The organism is Mycobacterium sp. NGS68 (genome assembly GCF_059812195.1).
The window spans coordinates 47,408-67,102 of record NZ_JCALCE010000008.1; the positions used below are offsets into that span (position 1 = coordinate 47,408).

The window sequence follows — 19,695 nt, forward strand, 5'->3', positions numbered from 1 at the left end:
AGGTGCAATGACGGCTCCGTCGGTCAGCCTGAGACAACAGATGCTGAGGCGACGGCCGGTCAGCGGCGCACCCGTTGCCCACGGGGCGGCCGACCACCTCAAGCGCAGCATCGGCACGTTCCAGCTGACCATGTTCGGGGTCGGCTCGACGATCGGCACCGGCATCTTCTTCGTGCTGTCGCAGGCCGTGCCGCAGGCCGGTCCCGGCGTCGTCGTCTCGTTCCTGATCGCCGGCATCGCGGCCGGTCTCGCGGCCATCTGCTACGCCGAGTTGGCCTCTGCCGTACCGCTTTCGGGATCCTCGTACTCATACGCCTATACCACCCTCGGTGAGGCCGTCGCGATGGTGGTCGCCGCCTGCGTGTTACTGGAATACGGGGTGGCCACCGCGGCGGTCTCGGTGGGCTGGAGTGGTTACGTCAACAAGCTGCTGGACAACCTGATCGGGTTCAAAGTGCCGCACGCGCTGTCGGCGGCGCCGTGGGATGACCAGCCGGGCTATGTGAACCTGCCGGCGGTCTTCTTGATCTGGATGTGCGCGTTGCTGCTGATCCGCGGCGCCAGCGAGTCCGCGAAGGTCAACGCGATCATGGTGCTGATCAAGCTCTGCGTGCTGGGCATGTTCGTGATCGTCGCGTTCACCGCCTACGACGCCGCCCAGCTCAAGGACTTCGCGCCATTCGGTGTCGCCGGCATCGGTTCGGCGGCCGGCACGATTTTCTTCTCCTACATCGGCCTGGACGCGGTGTCCACCGCCGGCGACGAGGTGAAGGAGCCGCAGAAGACCATGCCGCGTGCGCTGATCGCGGCGCTGGTGATCGTCACGAGCGTCTACATGCTCGTCGCGCTCTCCGCGCTGGGCACGCAGCCGTGGCAAAAGTTCGCCGGACAGGAAGAAGCCGGGCTCGCGACGATCCTCGACAACGTCACGCGCGGCCACTGGGCCAGCACCATTCTGGCCGCCGGCGCGGTGATCTCGATCTTCTCGGTCACGCTGGTCACCCAGTACGGCATGACCCGCATCCTGTTCGCGATGGGCCGCGACGGGCTGCTGCCGCCGCGGTTCGCGACCGTGAATACCCGCACGATGACGCCCGTGAACAACACGGTGATCGTCGCGACGGCCGCGTCGATCCTGGCCGCCGTGGTGCCGCTGGAGAAGCTGGCGGACATGGTCTCGATCGGCACGCTGACCGCGTTCATCGTGGTCTCCACGGGGGTGATCGTCCTGCGGGTGCGCCAGCCCGACCTGCCGCGCGGGTTCAAGGTGCCCGGCTATCCCGTCACGCCCGCGCTGTCGGTGTTGGCGTGCGGCTATATCCTGGCCAGCTTGCATTGGTACACCTGGCTCGCGTTCAGTGGATGGGTGTCGTTGGCGTTGACCTACTACCTGCTGCGGGGTCGCCATCGCAGTGCCCTGAACGATCCGACGGGCGAGTCGCCGTGACCGTCGTCGTCGGCTACTTGTCCGGCAAGGTCGGGCTGTCGGGGCTCTACCTCGCGGTACGGGCGGCGCGGACGCTGGGTACGTCGCTGACCGTGGCGACGATAGTTCCCAAGCCGTGGCTGACGCCCTCGCTGGCCCGCGTCGACGCGGAATTCGAGCTCTGGGCGGACCAGTTGGCCGCCGACTCTGCCAGGGAGGCGCAGCGTTACCTGCGCAAGGTTGCCGACGGGATCGACGTCACCTATTTCCATCGGGCGCACCGGTCGGTGTCGGCCGGGCTGATCGAGGTCGTAGAGGAGGCTGCAGGCGAGGTGCTCGTGCTGGGGTCGCTGCCCAGCGCGCGGCGCGGACAGGTGGTCGTCGGCTCTACCGCGGACTGGCTGTTGCACTCGTCGCCGGTGCCGGTGGCGATCAGCCCGCGCGGATACCGTGCTCACACTGGGAAATTGACGCGGCTCACGTGCGCCTACTCCGCGACACCGGAGTCGGTGGAGGTGGTACGGCGGTGTGTCGAGACCGCCACGCGGTTCGGCATCCCGCTGCGGGTGATCACGTTCGCGGTGCGCGGCAAGACGATGTATCCGCCCGAAGTCGGCCTGCACGCCGAGGATTCGGTGCTGGCTGCATGGGCCCTGCAGGCGCGAGAAGTCCTGGAAACCCTGAAGGCTGATCAGGTCATCGATAACGATGTTGCGCTACAGGTGGTTACCGGGCGGACGTGGGCGCACGCGCTGGCCGCGGCGGACTGGGAGGACGGCGAGATTCTGGCGCTGGGCACCTCGCCGCGCGGCGACATCGCCAGGGTGTTTCTGGGATCCCGCAGCGCCAAGATCATCCGCCACAGCCCGGTGCCGGTGCTGGTGCTGCCGGGCTGACTATTGGCGCGCGGCTGCGTTCGCGGCCGCCTGGGCCTGCCGCAGCAGAGCCGCGACATCGCCTCTGCCCAGGAAGATTTCGTCGAAGTAGGGCTGCAGCGCCTCGTTGCCGGCGCCGAAGCCGGCGCCGCCGGGGGCGGGAATGCGCGGGCCGTCGAGCACCGCGAAGAACGGTGTGACGTCGACGCCCCGGGCCTTCCAGTAGTCGAAATACACCGGTTGGGCGGAGAGCACCGCGGGGATGGCCGCACCGGAGCGTCCCAGATACTCGTTGCCGACGCGGCTGCCCATCCACGCCAGCACCTGGCGCACGGCATCAGGATGCTTGGTCGCCGAATTGCCCGCCGCGGCAATCCCGTTGGTGACGCTGACGCGGCCTTTGGGGCCGGCGGGCAGCATCGCCACACCCCAGCGGAAGCGGGCGTCGCGGGCGACCGGCGCCAGGCTGTAGGTGCCGGACTGGAAGAGCGCCATCCGGCCGGCCAGGAACTGGTTGCGGGAGAAGTCGCCGTTGCCGTTGGTGTCCGACGCCGGAGGAGCGACGTGGTCGTCGTTGATCAGACCCACCAGATAGCGGAAGGCCTGCGCCGACGCGGGGTTGTCGAACGCGAATTGGTCACCGCGCTGGAAGACGCCGCCGGCCGACCCGATGTAGTTGAGGTAGATCGCCTGCGGGTCGTTGCCCGCGTTGTAGCCCCACTGGCGGACCCGCCCGGAGTCGAAACCCTTTGTGCCCGCGGCGTGCCCGTCGGCGTCGACGGTGAGGCGGGCCAGCAGGGGACGCAGTGTGTCGTCGCCGCCGGGACCCCACCGCAGCGCGTTGAGCGCGGTCGGGTCGACACCGGCCGCGGCGAGCAGGTCGGCGTTGTAGAACAGCGCGATGCCGGCGTCGGTCAATTGCGGCACGCCCCAGAGGGCGCCGCCGCGGGTGAACTGGTCCACTACCGCGGGCTCCCAGTCGGTGGCGGGGTCGATCTTCATCAGCCGGCCGCTGTCGGCGTAGGCGGCGAAATACGCGCTCGACAGCCAGAAGATGTCGTCGGCGCTGCCGCCGGCCACGTCGGTGCGCAGCGTGTTGAAGTACGTCGCGTAGGAGACCAGGTCGATCTTCACGTCGATGCCGGGGTGCGTGCGGGAGAACGCGTCGAACGATTCCCGGTATGCCGCGGCGATCTGGTCGGACCACAGCCGCACCCGCACGACGATCCGTCCGCCGTCGGGCTCACCGGAGTACCCCAGCAGCACCGCCGTCGTCGCCAACAGCAACGCGGCCAACACGAGCGCGGCGACGCTCAGCGTCGAAAAGCGGGGGCGGTTCACTTGATCCCCGAGACCACGATCGATGAGACGATATGGCGTTGGGAGGCAACGAAAAGCGCGATCAGCGGAACCATCGCGACGGTGGTGGCCGCCATCACCAGCGTCCACTGGGCGTTGTAGCGGGACTGCAGTTCGGCGGTGGCCACAGTCAGCACCCGCCACTTGTGTCCGCTGGTGATCACCAACGGCCACATGAAGTTGTTCCACTGCGAGACCACGGTGATCAGCGTCAAGGCGGCCAGGACGGGGCGGCTGGACGGGATCACCACGTGCACGATCACGTCGAGGGTGTTGGCGCCGTCGAGGCGCGCGGCGTTGATCAGGTCGTCGGGGATCATCCGAAAGTGCTCGCGCAGCAGGAAGATCGCGTACGGCGAGCCGAACATGAACGGCAGCACCAGGGCCCAGAACGTGTTCCGCAGGCCGAGCTGGGCCATCATCAGATACAGCGGCACCACGGTGACCGTCGCCGGGACCATCAGGGTCGCGATGTACACCCAGAACAGCACGTCGCGGCCGGCGAACCGCAGCCGGGCGAACGCGTAGGCGGCCAGCACCGAAAAGGTCAGCTGCCCCAGCAGAATCACCGCGGTCATCAGCGCGGTCACCACCGCTGCGCGGCCGAACCCGGCGCTGCCGAGGTGTGCGTAGTTGGCCAGCGTGGGTGGGCGCGGCACCTGCAGCGGCGATCCCGTCGCGAACTGATGCGCGGACGTGAACGACGTCAGCAGCCCAAGCAGGAAGGGGGCCAACGTGATCACCGCGCCGACGGCCAGGCCGGCGTAGAGCAGGACCGTGGTGGCGCTACGTGAGGTCATAGCTGATCCGGCGCCGGAAGTAGAACTGCTGGACGACGGTGACGCCGACCAGGATGACGAACAGAACCACCGCCATGACCGCCGCCCGCCCGATCGCCGCGGCGCCGAAGGCCTCGGCGTAGATGCGGTGGGCGACCAGGTCGGTGCGGCCCGCCGGCCCACCGTCGGTCAGCGCGTATACGGTGTCGAAAACCTGTGCGGTGCTGACGATTCCGGTGAGCACCACGAAGAACGTGGTCGGCCGCAGCATCGGCAACGTGATGCGCCAGAACCGCTGCCAGGCGTTGGCGCCGTCGGTGCGGGCCGCGTTGTGCACGTCCTCGGGAATTGCCAGCAGTCCCGCGAGGAAGGACAGCGACACGTAGCCGACGTTGGTCCACACCACGACCGCGGACACGACGGGCAGCGCGAGGCTGGGATCGGACAGCCACTCGATGCGGTGTCCGAGCACCGTGCTGACGGCCCCGTCGGTGGGCGCCAGGATCCAGCGCCACAACACCGCGATCGCCAGCGGCGCGCAGATCCACGGCAGCACGTAAAGCGTGCGGAACGCGCCGGTGCCGGGCAGCTGACGGGCCAGCATGGAGGCGGCCAGCAGCCCCAGCACCGTCTGCGCCGGGACCACGATCAGCACGAAGGCGGCGGTGACCACCAGCGAGTTGCCGAAGTCGGAGTCGGTCAGCACCGAGCGCCAATTGGCCAGGCCGACATAGTGCAGCGGACCCAGCAGGTCCCAGCGGTAGAGGCTGAGCCACAGCACCACCAGGATCGGCAGCAGCAGAAAAGCGACCACACCGAACAGGCTGGGAGCGAGCAGGGCGTACGCCAGCATGGTGGATCGGCGTGGCGCGTCGCGCATGGGTGTATTAAAGCCTCTCGATACGGTGGTGTGGTGACACCGGACCGGGGGATCGATGCCGACTTCTTGGCATTGCCACGCCAACAGCTCGCCGACGCCGCGCTGTCGGCGGCCAGGGCGGCCGGGGCCAGCCATGCCGACCTGCGAATTCAGCGCATCAGCACCGAGATCATCCAGCTGCGCGACGGCGAACTGGAAACCTCGGTCATCAGCCGCGAACTCGGCCTGGCGGTCCGGGTGATCGTCAACGGCACCTGGGGCTTCGCGTCGCATGCTGAGTTGGCGCCGTCGGTCGCGGCCGCCACCGCACGCCGGGCCGTGCACGTGGCCACCACGTTGGCGCCGTTGAACGCCGAACGGGTCGAGCTGGCACCCGAGCCGGTGTACCGCGACGCCTGCTGGGTTTCGAGTTACCGGATCGACCCGTTCAGCGTTCCGGCGGCCGAGAAGATCGCCGTGCTCGAGGACTATTCGGGGCGGCTGCTCAGCGCCGACGGCGTCAACCACGTGTCGGCCGGATTGACCGCCGTCAAGGAGCAGACGTTCTACGCGGACACGTTCGGGTCGTCGATCACCCAGCAGCGGGTGCGGCTGCAGCCGACGCTGGAGGCAGTGGCCGTCGACGCCGCCGCGGGCAGCTTCGACTCGATGCGCACGCTGGCACCGCCCACCGCCCGCGGCTGGGAGGTGGTCGCCGGCGACGAAATCTGGAACTGGAGCGACGAGCTCGCGGAGCTGCCGACGTTGCTGGCCGCGAAGATCAAGTCGCCCAGCGTGGAACCCGGGTCCAAGGACCTGGTGATCGACCCCACCAATCTGTGGCTGACGATTCACGAATCCATCGGCCATGCAACCGAATACGACCGTGCCATCGGCTACGAGGCGGCCTACGCGGGCACGTCGTTCGCCACCCCCGACAAGCTCGGCGTCATGCGCTACGGCTCGCCGGTGATGAACGTGACCGCCGACCGCACCGTCCAATTCGGCTTGGCCAGTGTCGGATACGACGACGAAGGCGTGGCCGCCCAGAGCTGGGATCTGGTGCGGGACGGGGTGTTCGTCGGCTATCAGCTGGACCGGGTGTTCGCGCCGCGCCTCGGGCACTCCCGCTCCAACGGCTGCTCGTATGCCGACTCGCCGCATCACGTGCCGATCCAGCGGATGGCCAACGTGTCGCTGCAGCCGGGAGCCGACGATCTGAGCACCGACGACCTGATCGCGCGGGTCGCCGACGGCATCTACATCGTCGGCGACAAGTCCTGGTCGATAGACATGCAGCGCTACAACTTTCAATTCACCGGCCAGCGGTTCTTCCGCATCCGCGACGGCCGCCTGGACGGGCAGCTGCGTGACGTCGCCTACCAGGCCACCACCACCGACTTCTGGAATGCGATGGAAGCCGTCGGCGGCCCGTCGACCTGGCGGCTCGGTGGCGCGCTGAACTGTGGCAAGGCCCAGCCCGGCCAGGTCGCCTCCGTCAGCCACGGCTGTCCGTCGGCGCTGTTCCGGGGCATCAGCGTCCTCAACACCCGCGTCGAGGGCGGCCGATGATCACCCCGCAGCACGTCGTCAATATCGTTCTGCAAGAAGCGGCGAAGGCCGGTCGCGCCGACGAGACCATGGTGTTGGTCACCGACCGCACCGAGGCGACGCTGCGGTGGGCGGGCAATTCGATGACCACCAACGGGGTTTCGGTCAGCCGTAGTCTGGCCGTGATTTCGATCGTGCGCCGAGGCGAGAGCGCCTACATCGGCACGGTGGTGTCCGCCGAGGTGGATCCGACGGTGATACGCGGGATGGTGTTGGCGTCGCAGGCGGCGGCCGTCTCCGCGCCGGAAGCCGGTGATGCCGCGCCGCTGCTGGCCGATACGGGGGTGCCGGCCGACTGGGACGCGCCGGTGCCGGGCACCGGCGCCGAGGTGTTCGCCGACGTCGCGCGTTCGTTGAGCCGCGGGTTCCGCGGCGCCGATTTGCTGTACGGCTTTGCCCACCACAGCGTTTCGACGACGTTCCTGGCGTCGTCGACGGGGCTGCGGCGGCGCTACACGCAGCCCGCCGGCGGGGTGGAGATCAACGCCAAACGCGGCGAGGCCAGCGCGTGGGCGGGCGTCGGAACGCCCGATTTCGTCGACGTGCCAACCGATCTGATGCTCGACGACCTGTCGCTGCGCCTGGGGTGGGCGGAGCGCACCGTCGAGTTGCCCGCGGGTCGCTACGAGACGATCATGCCGCCGTCGGCGGTGGCCGACATGATGATCTACCTGGCGTGGGCGATGTCCGGCCGGGCCGCCCAGGAGGGCCGGACCGCGTTCGCGGCGCCCGGCGGCGGCACGCTGGTGGGGGAGCGGCTCACCGACCTGCCGCTGACGCTGTTCTCCGACCCCATGGCGCCGGGCCTGCTCTGCACGCCGTTCGTGGCGGTCAGCAATTCCTCGGAGACGGTGTCGGTCTTCGACAACGGCATGGAGATCAACCAGGTGGACTGGATCCGCAACGGCGTGATCAACGCGCTGGCCTACCCGCGGGCCACCGCCGCCAAGTACGACGAGAAGGTGGCGGTGGCCGCCGACAACATGGTGATGACCGGCGGGTCGGCCGAACTCGCCGACATGATCGCCGGCACCGAGCGTGGCCTGCTGCTGAGCACCCTGTGGTACATCCGCGAGGTCGACCCCACCACGCTGTTGTTGACGGGGCTGACGCGCGACGGCGTGTACCTCATCGAAGACGGCGAGGTGACCGCGGCGGTGAACAACTTCCGGTTCAACGAGAGCCCGCTGGACCTGTTGCGGCGGGCCACCGAGGCCGGCGTCAGCGAGAAGACGCTGCCCCGCGAGTGGGGAGACTGGGTGACGCGCGCGGCGATGCCGTCGCTGCGGATACCGGACTTCCACATGTCGTCGGTGAGCCAGGCGCACTAGCTTTCCGGCGTCCCCGCGTCGAGTGTGTGGCCTAGGTACGGAGACCGCCTCCGCATTTCGTCCATAACCCCCACACTCGGCGAACCTGTCGATTGCCCGGGCACCGGGCCCGCTCTACCGTTGGACGGATGGCGGCTCCGGTGTCGGTCCGAGAAGATCAGCTCACGCGGCTGGTGGCCTTGTCTCCTGCGTCACCCGACGACCGTCGGATGGTCGCGCTGGTCCGGCGGGTGTGCGCGCAGGCGGTGTCCCTGCCGCCGCTGCCCGCCGAGGTCGCCGTGGACGGGCCGCAGTCCGAGGCGGAGGCCGTCGTCGCCGAGTTCGCCGAGCAGTTCGCCGTCGACGTCACGATGATCACCGGCGAACAGCGGTCCCGGCTGTGGAAGCACGTGGGGAACGGCACCTTTGGTGTCGTCGTCGCGATGTACATCGCCGACTTCGTGCCGCGGGTGCGCGCGGGGTTGGAGGCGCTGGGCGTCGGCGCGGAGTACCTCGGCTGGGTTCGGGAGCCGGTGGTGTGGGATCACGACACCGATGCGTCCGATGCCGTGTTCAACGGCCTCATGCCGGCGATCGCACGGATGCGGGCCCTGGACCCGGTCACGTCGGAGCTGGTGCGGCTGCGTGGCGCCGCGCAACACAACTGCCGGTTGTGCAAGTCGCTGCGCGAGAGCACCGCACTCGACGCGGGCGGTTCGGAGACCTTGTACGACGAAATCGAGCGTTTCGAGAAATCCGAGGTTCTCGACGAACGCGTAAAACAAGCGCTCCGGTATACGGATGCGTTAATTTGGTCACCGGCGCACCTCGTCGCCGATGATGCCGCCGAGGTGCGTTTCGGGTTTTCCGAGGCGTTTTCCGACGTAGAGGCCGTCGAGCTCACCTTCGACATCATGCGGAATGCCAGCAACAAGATCGCCGTGTCGCTGGGTGGCGACGCGGCTCGGGTGGAGTCTGGGACGGAGCGGTATCTGGTCGATGTCGATGGTCAGACGGTTTTTAGCTGACGTCGCCCTCGTCGCGGCGGTGGCATGCCTGGTGACCGGCTGCTTCGGGTCCGGCGGCAGATCGGCGCGACCGACAGTCACGCCGCACGTCACGTCACCGGGACTGCCGCCGATCTATCCGGGGACGACGGTGTCGATTCCGCCGTCGACGTCGACGTCGGTGGCGCCGCCGCCAGCTAAGCCAACACCGACGGCACGCACCTTTCCCGGCGACGGCACCTTCAAGGTCGGGGTCGACATTCCGCCCGGCACGTATCGGTCGCAAGGCGGTCCGCACTGCTACTGGGAGCGGTTGCGGGGCTTTTCCGGGAGCATTGCCGACACCATTGCCAACGGCGCCGGCGACTGGCCCCAGGTGGTGCAGATCGCGCCGTCGGACGTCGCGTTCAAGACCCAGCAGTGCCCGGTGTGGACGTCGGACTCCGGGGCTTCCACGACGACGGCGTCGACCTCCAAGACGCCGGTCGTACTGCCGCCCGACGCCCAGGCGTGTCCCTCGACGTCCGGTCCTGCGGGCGGGCTGACGTCCTCGGCGGTCGGGTCGCCGAGCACGACCTGCCCGTTCGCCGAACAGGTACGGCTCGCGTACGCGGCCGGCGGCGAGCCCAGTTCGTCGCCGCGACATGTCGATGCCGCGAGTCCCGTCACCGGGCAGCACTACGAGATGACCTGTTTCGCCAGCGGATCGCTGGTGGTGTGCAAAGGCGGTACCGATGCGGTCGTGTACCTCTACTAGGACGCGTCGCTCGTGAGCAGTGCCGTCGCGCTAGTGTCTACGTCGTGCTTCGCCGGGGGCGGTAGCTCAGTTGGTTAGAGCCGCGGACTCATAATCCGTTGGTCGCGGGTTCGAGCCCCGCCCGCCCCACAACTTAAAACGCGCAGCTCAGAGGTAGTTTAGAGGATTGCTGACCGGTGATCCGATAACCCAAAAATGGCTCTACGAGCAGCACTTTGGCAGCAATTCGCTGCTACAAAGACTGACACAAAGCCGACTCTGCAAAGACCCATCAAAACGCCAGATTGAACCAGTGAGGCAACGAAGTTGCCGAACAAACCCACCCGCCCAAAGGTGACCCCGAAGCCTGAACGGACCACAAAACCAACTGAACCGGGCGGGAGCCCGCAGATGCTTCGTTTAGATCCCCTCGTGGCACAGCAACTCGACCGCGTTAGCGACTGGTGCGCGCTGGGTAGTCTCGCAAAAGCCGCGCCGCGAGCGGGGGTCTGCCGCGACGCTGCGTAAGAGAAAGCGATTGAAGGGGCGGGTTAACGATGATGGCGCGTGAACAACATGACGATGATTCAATCAGTGGGCTAACAAAGAGATTTTTTCAGCCATACGTACAAATTGGCTTAGCGTATATGTTGCCCTACGTGATCAGCTACGTGATAGTGGGTGCGCTCCTCGCATGGTATGTGGCCAAAGATTACCCACAGGTTTTACCAATCATGATTGCAATTCTCGTCATCATCTTGATAGCGGCAATTGCGCTAGCTTTTTACCTTTTATACAAGTTCCGTCGATTTCAGCATTGGCTCATAGCCCGGCGCGCAGATAAACAGAACACTGCTTACCTTCGCGGCGACGACAGACGCGGCGTTCACGGAAAATTCCGCCCGGAAGACTTGCACTAACACATTCTCAGCACCACGAGCGAGGGACACCGAAAGTGAAGCAAATGATCCTGGCAGCAACTATCGCTGCGGTTGGTGCACTGTGCGCACCGCTCCACGCAAGCGCAGACCCGAGTGAATCCGGCTCACAGGAGTACGGGTCAGTGAATGCATTCGCCGATGACCTCACCAACCACGGACATCCATGCAGCGTGACACCAAAGGGCAGCGGCGTTTACAGTACCGACAGCGGAACTTGTAGTATCGACGGCCAACTGATGGTTCTAAGTTTATATGCAAGCCAATCCCAGATAGATGCGTATTTTGCACAGATAGTTCCCGTCTTCGCGAACGTACACATGGAATACGGATGGCTTGCCGGGAAGAACTGGACGCTTAACTGCAACACCCGGTCGGCGTGCCAGAAAATCCAAGCGGGCTTGGGCGGGAATATCGTCGCATCCTGAAATAGACTGAAGATTTGCACTACGCCCTATGATTGTTCGATTCGGGAAGTATGACCCCGATGACCCGAATGTGCTCGCAGCGCTAGACCGTGTGCGCGCAGAGCTGGCCGCTCAGACCCGGTACCGCCTTGGCGGATAGCGTTTTAGGTCAAATCCCCAACCGTTTGGCGATCTCGGCTACCTGTGCGGCGCCGATCCTGCCGTGCGTGCCGTCGAGCTGGCGTCCAAGCTCTTCGCGAGCGGCCTGCACAGTTTCGTCGCGCACGTTTGGATACTCAGCGGCGATGCGGTCTATCGCGTCTCGGGTTTCTTTGTCCAAGGTGCTTGGGCAGACCGGCCCTGTTCGGCCGTGAAACATCGCCTCCCGTAGCCGGTCCTCAAATTCGGTTTCCGGGCGGTTCAAGATGAAGAATTCTCGGCTTGCGCTCATACCACCATTTTACCGGCTTGAGCTGCCAAAAGTCGTTTTTGAAACCGCCCTGACCTGCGTGAACGCTGCAATCGGCCACTGGTGGCCGGTTCTCTCACCTGCCCTAGGTTGCTGTACACCGGCCAGCGGCCAAGGTCTGCCAGCGTGGCGCTCAGCCCCGGCAACGGGCACCTGTGGCGGTTGGCGGTAACTGCCTGGACCCGAGCACCGCTGAACGCGCCGTACCGATTGAACAAATTCACGCCGCCTGAGGATTTCGCCCAACTAGGAGCCCTGCACGATGGAGCCAACATTGGTGGCGAGACCGTCAAAAAAGCTTTGGATCGCCGAACCGTCACAAGTTGTGTACTTCGCCGCGAAGGTTGGAATCCCGTCGCAATTGCTTGTACTCCATTGGCTGCTGAACTGCCTTATGGATGCAATGCCGCCGAGCGCGTTGCTCACGGGACTGCGCGGTGGCGCAGGCATGGTCTGTATCAAGGGCGCGACCTCAGATGCCAGATTCGCTTTCTGATGAACCGAAGCTATGCATGCTGCACTCGCTACTTCGCCGATGCCGCAGGGCTTTTGAGCATTCGCCGCCAAGATGTCCTGATAGATGTCTTGCAGAGACCTTGCTTGAGCAACCGGCGCAACTACGATGCTGAGCGGAATGATGCTGGCTTACGACTAACGTGCGAAACATACCTAGATCCCCCCGTTCGGACTGAACCCCAACCCCAACCCCACACTAACGCTTATCAGGTGACTCGACCGGCGACTTGGACAGGCGCGGATCAAACCTTGCCGATGATTGGTCGCACCCTTGGAGCCGTGCCCCGGTATGGTCCACCTTCGCTGTAGGGCAAACGTTGCACGTAGCCAGGTAAACCGCCGAATTCGCTTGGTTCCGCGTGTTCTTCGTCGTAAGCATCGCCAACGCCGGTAATAGTGTCGCCGAGGTAGCCGACACCTACACCGCCGTAACCGGTTTGATTACTCAATGCGTTACCGTCTGTTCCGTTGCCGTGGTTTGTGGATGTGTTGACTCAAGCGCTGCGCCAGCCTGTGCAAGCGCGATAACAGCTTGAGTGAGATTGGCAGCCCACCAGTTTGACGGGTTCATGGCGATCACATCGGAATCGTGGGCGGTTCGTAATCACCGGACGATTTGATCTGCACAACCGCCGCCGCTCCACGGTGCCTAGTTCCTACCCCAATGCAGCGCGACCAGAAACTTTCGAGAAGCGGATAGGCAGGATTTGCGCCGGGTATAGTTCTAAGCCCTTGATACGCCGTGTTGGTGTGTTGGCGCACGGAAACCGCGTTGTTGAGCGAGTTCGGCCCCTCGGTTGCTATCGTTGCCACGTAACCCGCTGGCAAGTACTGCGAGCGGATAATGAATGCCGGGCCATAGGAACCGTCGATCTTTAGCCCGTTCAACTGTGCAGGCGCGATTTTGCCGACAATCTCGTTAGGCGTGAAATACGCGGGGGCACCTTGGCTCGGGATAAAGTCGTGCCTTGCAATAATGCCGTTGTTGTTCTCTTCTCCCGCGCGGAAGCTTGAAACCTGCTCTGCCTCTTGTTCGTTCATGAAGCAAATCAACTGGCTATTTGCAGCCACTCCATAGCCATGCTCGGTAATCGTCTTGATTGAATCGTCCAAGTCGCCAGAGTCGATAATGTCCCCTTGACTGACTAGATAGTGAGAGTGGTTGGCAGGGAACGTCTTTCCGAGGTACGGGGGCGGAATCATCCCATCTGTGCCATTCCAAAGCCCGTAGCAAGTGTGATTGAATTCGTTGTAGTCGGGGTCAGGATCGAACAAACGATTCATGATGAGACCATTGGTCAATTTTGAATCAGCTGCGAGGGCATAATTGGTCACGGCTTTCACTTGCTCGGCAGTGGTGTCACGCAGAAACTTCCACGAGAATCGCCCCGCCTTGTCGAAGTCAAGCAACGTGTTGCCTAACAGGATCGCGTTGCCCGGCGTGCGAATCGAAACGGGGACACCGACTTCGGTTGCCTCTTCGAAAGAACTATCTTCAATAGCTTGCGGTACGGCATCGGCTGCATTGATTGTGTAGTGGCTCAGAAGCTGAGTAACCGACTCCCGCTCGGAATTCCATGCTTGGAGTACAGCTTGAACCTCTTTCCAAAGTTGGTTTACGTCAACGCCATCGGCAGTGACGTTCACCAAAACGTCAGATTCTAGGTTGATACCCGAAGTAGAGCCGAACGGCGTTCTTAGCCAGAGCGTTTCAAAATCCATCATTTTCGTATGAGTCCCATTCATTTGCGGTTGTTTGCAAACCGTCTATATCCTTGCGAATTGCCAAGGTAGGAGGGCAATTACGCAAGGTGACGGGGCTTGTCCGCTGAGCAGATACCGCGCGGGGTCACCTAAGGGTCTTATGAGGGCCTGGTTACCTCTGCCTATGACCTTCAGTGTCTCGCGGACGCGCTGGCCGGTCAAGCGACACGCCCCTATGCCGCGCGCGAATGTCTTTGTGGTGCAGTGCCGTTGCGCGTAGGCTTACCTGGTCGGCACGCGCTGCCGGAATTCAAGGGCGTATAGCCAGTCACTAATCCACTAAATGATTGTGGATTACTCTCAATGCGAAGGAAATTGGGCCATGTCTGTTGCAGCACCACAAACGATCGAACCACAAAAGTACCTCACGATGGATCAAGTACTTGAGGAGATTCACTCGCGCGGACTCACCAGTGTTGATGAGGAAACCGTGGAGTACCACCTTTACCGTACGCGCAAGATGCCAAAGCCCGCCAAATACGTTAAGCGTGAACGGTATTGGACGGCAGATCAAATCGATTCTTTCATCGCGGCTTTGTAAGGACGGACACTCGGCATGAGCTTTGAGCAGGATACGTATCATCGAATCAATCAGATGCGAGCCCAACTAGGTCAAACCGTCGTGATGCCAGACGATTTCCCGCCAATGGGCGAGCTTGACGCGAAACTCCACAATTTGAAGCGCAATCCGCTTGGCAAGGGCCTCGCCGGTGAGATGCTGCGCTGGCGTATGGGCTACTGGAAAGAGGTTGGATTACTCACTGACACTTCGGTTTTCCCGGATTACGACGACACCAGCATAGAGCACATACAGTGCATGTTTGCGGTCTGCTATGGCAATCCAGCCAGAATCCCGCTACGCAACCCAAACGACTGGAAACAGGTTGCGCAACGGGTTTTTGCGGACAATGAGACGGGTTGCGGGGTCCACGAAACGCCTGACTGCGATAGCGGCATTGGCAGTCAACTCTTCGCGTATGTACGCGGCGACTACATCTGTGTATTTAAATGCTGCCCAGCATGTTTGGCAGTCATCACTGATCCAAATCCCGATTCTGCGAACTTCGTTGGGCTGTTGCACGAAGATTCGGTACCGATAGACGTAGACCCGTGGGCTTGAATCATGTTGCCTTCAAACACGAAATACCGGCAAGACCTGTTCATTAAGCCTTGCCGGTATCTCAGTGTGGTCCGCGCCGATCCCGTTCCGCAACAGAAGAGAACATGACCGATGCCAACCATAGACTCCGGTAGCGTTGCGGCGCAATCGCTTAGCGCCGATGAGTTCGTGACGATGGCACTGGCGAATCTAGAACGCGGGTATGCGCCGCTTCCGATTGGGAAGCGCGACAAACGTGGACGTTTCAAGGCACCTTGGGTTAGCGGCTATCACGGCTATGAACGCAGGAGAGCAAGGCCAGACGAAATATCAGCCTGGCCCGCCCTGGTGGAGTCAATTATTCAGGACGGCACGCCAGGCGTTCTATCGCTGGGTTTGGTTCTACCGCCTGATGTCGTGGGTTTCGATGTTGACGCCTACGACGGCAAGCCTGGACACGAAACCCTAAAGACTTGGCGGCAACAGTGGGGCGAGCTACCAAAAACGCACATAGTCACGGCCCGCTTTGATGGCTCAGGAATCAGGCTGTACCGCAAGGCTGGCGATTGGGAAGCTCAAGAACAACCGAACAGTGGCGTTGACTTCATCGATTCAAACCACCGTTACGTAGCTGCTCCCCCTAGTTACCACCACACCGGGCACCGCTACCGACTGCGCTCCCCTCGCGGCGAAGCGACAAACTCCGGTGTACTTCCGTCATGTGACGTTTTACCGCGTTTGCCGAAGCCCTACCGCGATGGCCTAGCTCGTGCCACCAAGGCGGTTCGTGGTCCGTCTGTCGTGCTGGCCGATTTCATCGCAGCTCATACAACCGCCACTAGACCGCGCACCTTGCAGGGAGTCACCAGTCTTTACGCCAAGGTCTACGAAAACGCCGGCGAACCGCACAACGCTGCCAAGGCTGCCCTAGACATGGGGTTTTCAGATGCCGCCGTTGGTTACCTGAGGGCTGCCGACGTCTACGAAGCGATACGTACTGAATGGGCTAAAACGCGCCGATCCCTAAAGGAACTAGAAGAGCTTGCGGCCTGGACGGCAACGAAGGCAGCCAACCAAGACCGCGCAATCACGCTCGCGAAGGCCACCCGCGACTACGGCACCGATACCCGCAAGGAAAAACTCAATATGGATGACGAACGCGTTTTTGACGATGATGTGCGGCCAGCTAGGGCATTGAGCAGCATCAAACCGACTGCGGTTCGATGGCTCTGGTATGGCTGGCTGCCGCTGGGCAAAGTGTCGATCCTTGAAGGTGAATCAGATGTAGGGAAATCGACGCTAACGATCGCGATGGCCTCTATCGTCTCGCAGGGCAAACCCTGGCCCACAACGGTGCTCGCAGGCGGCAAGTGCGTTGAATCGATGTCTGACCCTTCAAACGTCCTACTGGTGGGGATAGAGGACGACGACAGCGATACCGTCGTGCCGCGTCTGATGGCCGCTGGCGCTGATCTAGACCGTGTTTTCAAGCTCGAACGTCAGACCGACCCAAACGGTGATCCTGTCCCGTTCACGATTCCGCGTGATGTTGACTGGCTGCGCCGTGCGATCCTCGATGCTAACGCCACACTCGTAGTCATTGACCCGATTTCGGCGTGTATGCCCGAAGGCACCAAACACGGCGTTGACTCCGAGATTCGCCGCGTCTTGATGCATGTCGTTGATTTAGCCGCTGAAACCCGTTGTGCCATCTTGCTTGTCCGTCACTTCAATAAGGCTCAGGGCATGAGCGCAAAGAACCGCGGCGGAGGTTCGGTAGCGTACGGTGCCTTGGTTCGTTCGGTGATCCAAGCTGGCCCGCTGACCAAAAAGACCGACTGCGGGGCAACGTATGCTCTGGCGCGAGCAATCGGCAATCTATCGAAATCACCTGAGTCCATTGGATATTCGCTGGAAAGCGCACCGGACGACGGAGAGGTTCCGATTGTCATATGGCGCGGCAATATTGATTTGACTGCGGACCAGCTTGTCGGTGCAGATAACGCGAAAGTTGGCGACAGCCGAAAGAATGCGCCGATGCGAAACGCGGCTAAACAAGCCATCCGAGAACTGTTGCGCCCTGGCCCGATGCAAGTAAAAACCCTAGTTGACAAGGTCAAGCTCAATACCGGATGCAGCGATGGCACGATTCAAAAGGCGGCAAAAGAGATTGGCGTGATCCGCGCGACCGCTTACGACGAGAAGGGTGAAATCGACTACTGGACTTGGGAGTTGACGCCTGAACAGAAGATGATTCAGGACTAGCCAGAAATCGCAACGAACAACAGGAAAGGCTCTCAAATGCATGATCTGGAAAAACGCTGTAGACCTGCGGTTATGCGCGCGACCAGCCTAGACGCACTCGGGCTGGCCCTCTCAAAACCTGTGTCATCTAGGGGTGTCTAGTGTCATGTGGCTCTGACCAGCCTAGACACTACTAGTTACTACTAGATAACCCTAGAACATACAGATTTTGGAGGACTACACGCGCGCGCGAAGAGAAATAGTCCGAAATGAAAGGTATACCAATGGTTTCCGTCAATCCAAGGCAGTTGACAACTTCAGCAGAATTACCGAAAGCTGTTGTTGAGAACGTAGAAATCTCGCATGCGAAACGAAAACGGACGGCTAGCGTTCGGTGTCCGTTCTGCGCTGATCTTCATAACCATGAGTGGCGCTTAGGAACCAACGCAGTCGGCACCGTCAAAGCACCGTGCCGGGATGAAAGCTATCAGGTGATTGTCGGGCCTGGTTTTCGGTCGGACTGCGAACACATTAGAAAGAGGGTGAAGTGAGATGGATGCCAAGCGAAGGCGCGCTGAGTACAAGCGCCAGCGGACAGTTGCTATCAAGATGATGCGTGACGCTGGGATGAGTGAAGCGGAGATTCAACAAGAACTAGCAAAAATTAGAGAGAGACTCGGTATTACGGCCAACGAACCGAGCGACAACCTTCCTGCTGTCATTGATAAGCCAGACAGGCGTGGATCTGCGCGAGCCAAGAGCAAGCAATATCCAAAGAAACCGAACCGCGACGAATTTAACCGATCTACCGACCCCGAAAACGTTGCTGCGCATAACGAAAAGTTGGCGAATAACCCCGAAAGGCATTGCGTCGCAACAAACCAGCTGGGCGAACGGTGCCGCAATTGGGCAGTTCATGGCGCGAGGGTATGCAAATATCACGGCGGTTCGACAAGGCATATTAAGGAGAAGGCGCGAATCCGGCTAGAGATGGCATCAAACCGATTGGTAGGCAAGCTTGTTGAGATTGCTTTCGACGACACCCGTCCCGCAGCCGTCCAACTAGATGCCATCAAAGATTCGCTCAACAGAGCTGGCCTGACCAAACCCGCTCAAGTTGAAGTTGGACCGATCAAACCGTTTGAGGAGGTATTCGATTCGATCGCTAGCGAGCGGGCCGATTCCGACGCGAATTATGGTGGTAGCAAACATGTTTCACCGGATTGGCCGGCGTTCGATCAACACTCGGAATCGATTGTCGAACAACCTAATTCGCAGGGTTACGAACCGCCCCCCGCCCCGGCTGAGCCTGATTCTGGCTACCATCGCGAGCGTGCCGACGTTGGCCGCAGAGGCCGCGATTCCGACCGGCTGAGCGCCGACGAGAGCCGCGTTCGTCGCGACCGCGATAGATACCACCGGCCAGCCCACATCACCGGCGAGGATGCCTATCAAGCCGCAAACGAGGCAAACCGTCAGATCGGCGCGCTTCGGGCCTTACCGCCAGGTCGGTCGGCGCTATGGTAGCTGTCTCAAATCTAAAGAATTGCAACAGCGCTCCGATGATTATCGCAGTTCAACATATGCCCTGATCAGGATTCTCAAAAGTTGTTGCATTTCAAAAGCGACGGACACCAGCTTTTGATACGCTCGCGGACATGACGACTACGACAAAAGGCCAGGTCATCGGGTACGCGCGTGTTTCGACAGGGCATCAATCACTAGATGCTCAGCTAGACGCGCTTTCGAATGCTGGCGTTTCAACTGACCGGATTTATTCGGACAAGCTGTCCGGTGCTGGAAAGCGAAGCGACAGAGCAGGAGTGACCGCGCTACTTGATTACGTGAGATCCGGTGACACGGTAGTAATCACCGGGATTGACCGGCTTGGCCGCGATGCCGCCGAGGTCATGACGACGGTAAAAGAGCTGTGGGACAAGGCAATCAATATCAGATCTTTGCGCGAAGGCATCGACACGTCGAACGCAACAGGACGAATGATTGCCGGTGTTCTCGCCAGCTTGGCTGAGCTTGAGCTTGAACTACAGCGCGAACGCAAGGCCGCTAGCCGTGCAGCCCGAAAAGCTCGCGGGATGCCAACGGGGCGCCCAAGAGCCCTGACCAAAGACAAAGCCGCTTTGGTTCGTCGTATGCGCGATGCCGGTGAACCCGTGCCGGTGATCGCTCAAGCCGTAAATACTAGCCGCGCAACAATTTACCGCGTATTAAAGGAGAGTGCATAGAACATGTATGGCGTATGGCAAACATGCCGTCACTTCGCGACCTACACCAGGGC

The 19,695-nt window shown here is 62.1% G+C and carries 17 protein-coding genes and 1 tRNA gene; 13 read left to right on the top strand and 5 right to left on the bottom strand.

What is annotated here, in order from left to right:
* The first annotated feature begins 7 nt into the window (after positions 1-7).
* Together AC5Y5V_RS11340 and AC5Y5V_RS11345 are read left to right on the top strand one after the other, a co-directional pair.
* Positions 8-1,447 (top strand): amino acid permease, encoded by a 1,440-nt coding sequence (locus AC5Y5V_RS11340; protein WP_499934343.1) that lies wholly within the window; start codon positions 8-10, stop codon positions 1,445-1,447.
* Positions 1,444-2,322 (top strand): universal stress protein, encoded by an 879-nt coding sequence (locus AC5Y5V_RS11345; RefSeq protein WP_499934346.1) that lies wholly within the window; start codon positions 1,444-1,446, stop codon positions 2,320-2,322. The genes AC5Y5V_RS11340 and AC5Y5V_RS11345 overlap by 4 nt, the downstream gene beginning before the upstream one ends.
* On the opposite strand, the gene AC5Y5V_RS11350 is transcribed toward AC5Y5V_RS11345, so the two are convergent.
* The 3 genes from AC5Y5V_RS11350 to AC5Y5V_RS11360 are packed head-to-tail and all read right to left on the bottom strand — an operon-like array spanning position 2,323 to position 5,319.
* A complete protein-coding gene (locus AC5Y5V_RS11350) occupies positions 2,323-3,642 on the bottom strand; it encodes an ABC transporter substrate-binding protein (RefSeq protein WP_499934351.1) in 1,320 nt (439 codons plus the stop codon).
* Positions 3,639-4,460, bottom strand: coding sequence for a carbohydrate ABC transporter permease (locus AC5Y5V_RS11355; protein WP_499934355.1), 822 nt, complete (start codon positions 4,458-4,460; stop codon positions 3,639-3,641). Before AC5Y5V_RS11355 ends, AC5Y5V_RS11350 begins: the two co-directional genes overlap by 4 nt.
* Entirely contained in the window at positions 4,447-5,319 is an 873-nt protein-coding gene (locus AC5Y5V_RS11360) for a carbohydrate ABC transporter permease (RefSeq protein ID WP_499934358.1), read from the bottom strand. The genes AC5Y5V_RS11355 and AC5Y5V_RS11360 overlap by 14 nt, the downstream gene beginning before the upstream one ends.
* Before the next feature lie 33 nt (positions 5,320-5,352).
* Between AC5Y5V_RS11360 and AC5Y5V_RS11365 the strand changes: the two genes are divergently transcribed.
* The 6 genes from AC5Y5V_RS11365 to AC5Y5V_RS11390 all read left to right on the top strand — a co-directional run bounded on the left by AC5Y5V_RS11365 (position 5,353) and on the right by AC5Y5V_RS11390 (position 10,882).
* Positions 5,353-6,870 (top strand): TldD/PmbA family protein, encoded by a 1,518-nt coding sequence (locus AC5Y5V_RS11365; RefSeq protein WP_499934360.1) that lies wholly within the window; start codon positions 5,353-5,355, stop codon positions 6,868-6,870.
* Entirely contained in the window at positions 6,867-8,240 is a 1,374-nt protein-coding gene (locus AC5Y5V_RS11370) for a metallopeptidase TldD-related protein (protein WP_499934365.1), read from the top strand. The genes AC5Y5V_RS11365 and AC5Y5V_RS11370 overlap by 4 nt, the downstream gene beginning before the upstream one ends.
* A gap of 128 nt (positions 8,241-8,368) precedes the next feature.
* Positions 8,369-9,247: a carboxymuconolactone decarboxylase family protein gene (locus tag AC5Y5V_RS11375; protein ID WP_499934369.1), complete on the top strand. Its 879-nt coding sequence runs from the start codon at positions 8,369-8,371 to the stop codon at positions 9,245-9,247.
* On the top strand, positions 9,219-9,983 hold the full coding sequence (locus AC5Y5V_RS11380) for an Rv1352/Rv1906c domain-containing protein (protein ID WP_499934374.1): 765 nt from the start codon (positions 9,219-9,221) through the stop codon (positions 9,981-9,983). Before AC5Y5V_RS11375 ends, AC5Y5V_RS11380 begins: the two co-directional genes overlap by 29 nt.
* A gap of 55 nt (positions 9,984-10,038) precedes the next feature.
* A tRNA-Ile gene (locus AC5Y5V_RS11385) sits at positions 10,039-10,112 on the top strand.
* 509 nt (positions 10,113-10,621) lie between these two features.
* Positions 10,622-10,882 (top strand): hypothetical protein, encoded by a 261-nt coding sequence (locus AC5Y5V_RS11390; RefSeq protein WP_499934378.1) that lies wholly within the window; start codon positions 10,622-10,624, stop codon positions 10,880-10,882.
* A 594-nt stretch (positions 10,883-11,476) separates the two neighbouring features.
* Here the strand turns inward: AC5Y5V_RS11390 and AC5Y5V_RS11395 are convergent.
* Both AC5Y5V_RS11395 and AC5Y5V_RS11400 read right to left on the bottom strand, forming a co-directional pair.
* Positions 11,477-11,758 (bottom strand): hypothetical protein, encoded by a 282-nt coding sequence (locus AC5Y5V_RS11395; protein WP_499934383.1) that lies wholly within the window; start codon positions 11,756-11,758, stop codon positions 11,477-11,479.
* Positions 11,759-12,868: 1,110 nt separating this feature from the next.
* Positions 12,869-14,017, bottom strand: a complete 1,149-nt coding sequence (locus AC5Y5V_RS11400) for a hypothetical protein (RefSeq protein ID WP_499934387.1) — start codon at positions 14,015-14,017, stop codon at positions 12,869-12,871.
* Positions 14,018-14,378: 361 nt separating this feature from the next.
* Between AC5Y5V_RS11400 and AC5Y5V_RS11405 the strand changes: the two genes are divergently transcribed.
* From AC5Y5V_RS11405 to AC5Y5V_RS11425, 5 genes are all read left to right on the top strand, one after another.
* The gene (locus AC5Y5V_RS11405) at positions 14,379-14,597 is read left to right on the top strand and encodes a hypothetical protein (protein WP_499934390.1); all 219 of its coding nucleotides are present in this window, start codon (positions 14,379-14,381) and stop codon (positions 14,595-14,597) included.
* 15 nt (positions 14,598-14,612) lie between these two features.
* Complete coding sequence (locus tag AC5Y5V_RS11410; protein WP_499934396.1) at positions 14,613-15,176, top strand: hypothetical protein; 564 nt, start codon at positions 14,613-14,615, stop codon at positions 15,174-15,176.
* A gap of 111 nt (positions 15,177-15,287) precedes the next feature.
* Positions 15,288-17,420 carry an AAA family ATPase gene (locus AC5Y5V_RS11415; protein ID WP_499934399.1) on the top strand — a complete coding sequence of 711 codons (2,133 nt, stop codon included), beginning with the start codon at positions 15,288-15,290 and terminating at the stop codon, positions 17,418-17,420.
* Between the two features lie 531 nt (positions 17,421-17,951).
* Complete coding sequence (locus AC5Y5V_RS11420; RefSeq protein ID WP_499934400.1) at positions 17,952-18,926, top strand: hypothetical protein; 975 nt, start codon at positions 17,952-17,954, stop codon at positions 18,924-18,926.
* A 131-nt stretch (positions 18,927-19,057) separates the two neighbouring features.
* Complete coding sequence (locus tag AC5Y5V_RS11425) at positions 19,058-19,642, top strand: recombinase family protein (RefSeq protein WP_499934403.1); 585 nt, start codon at positions 19,058-19,060, stop codon at positions 19,640-19,642.
* Positions 19,643-19,695: the final 53 nt, after the last annotated feature.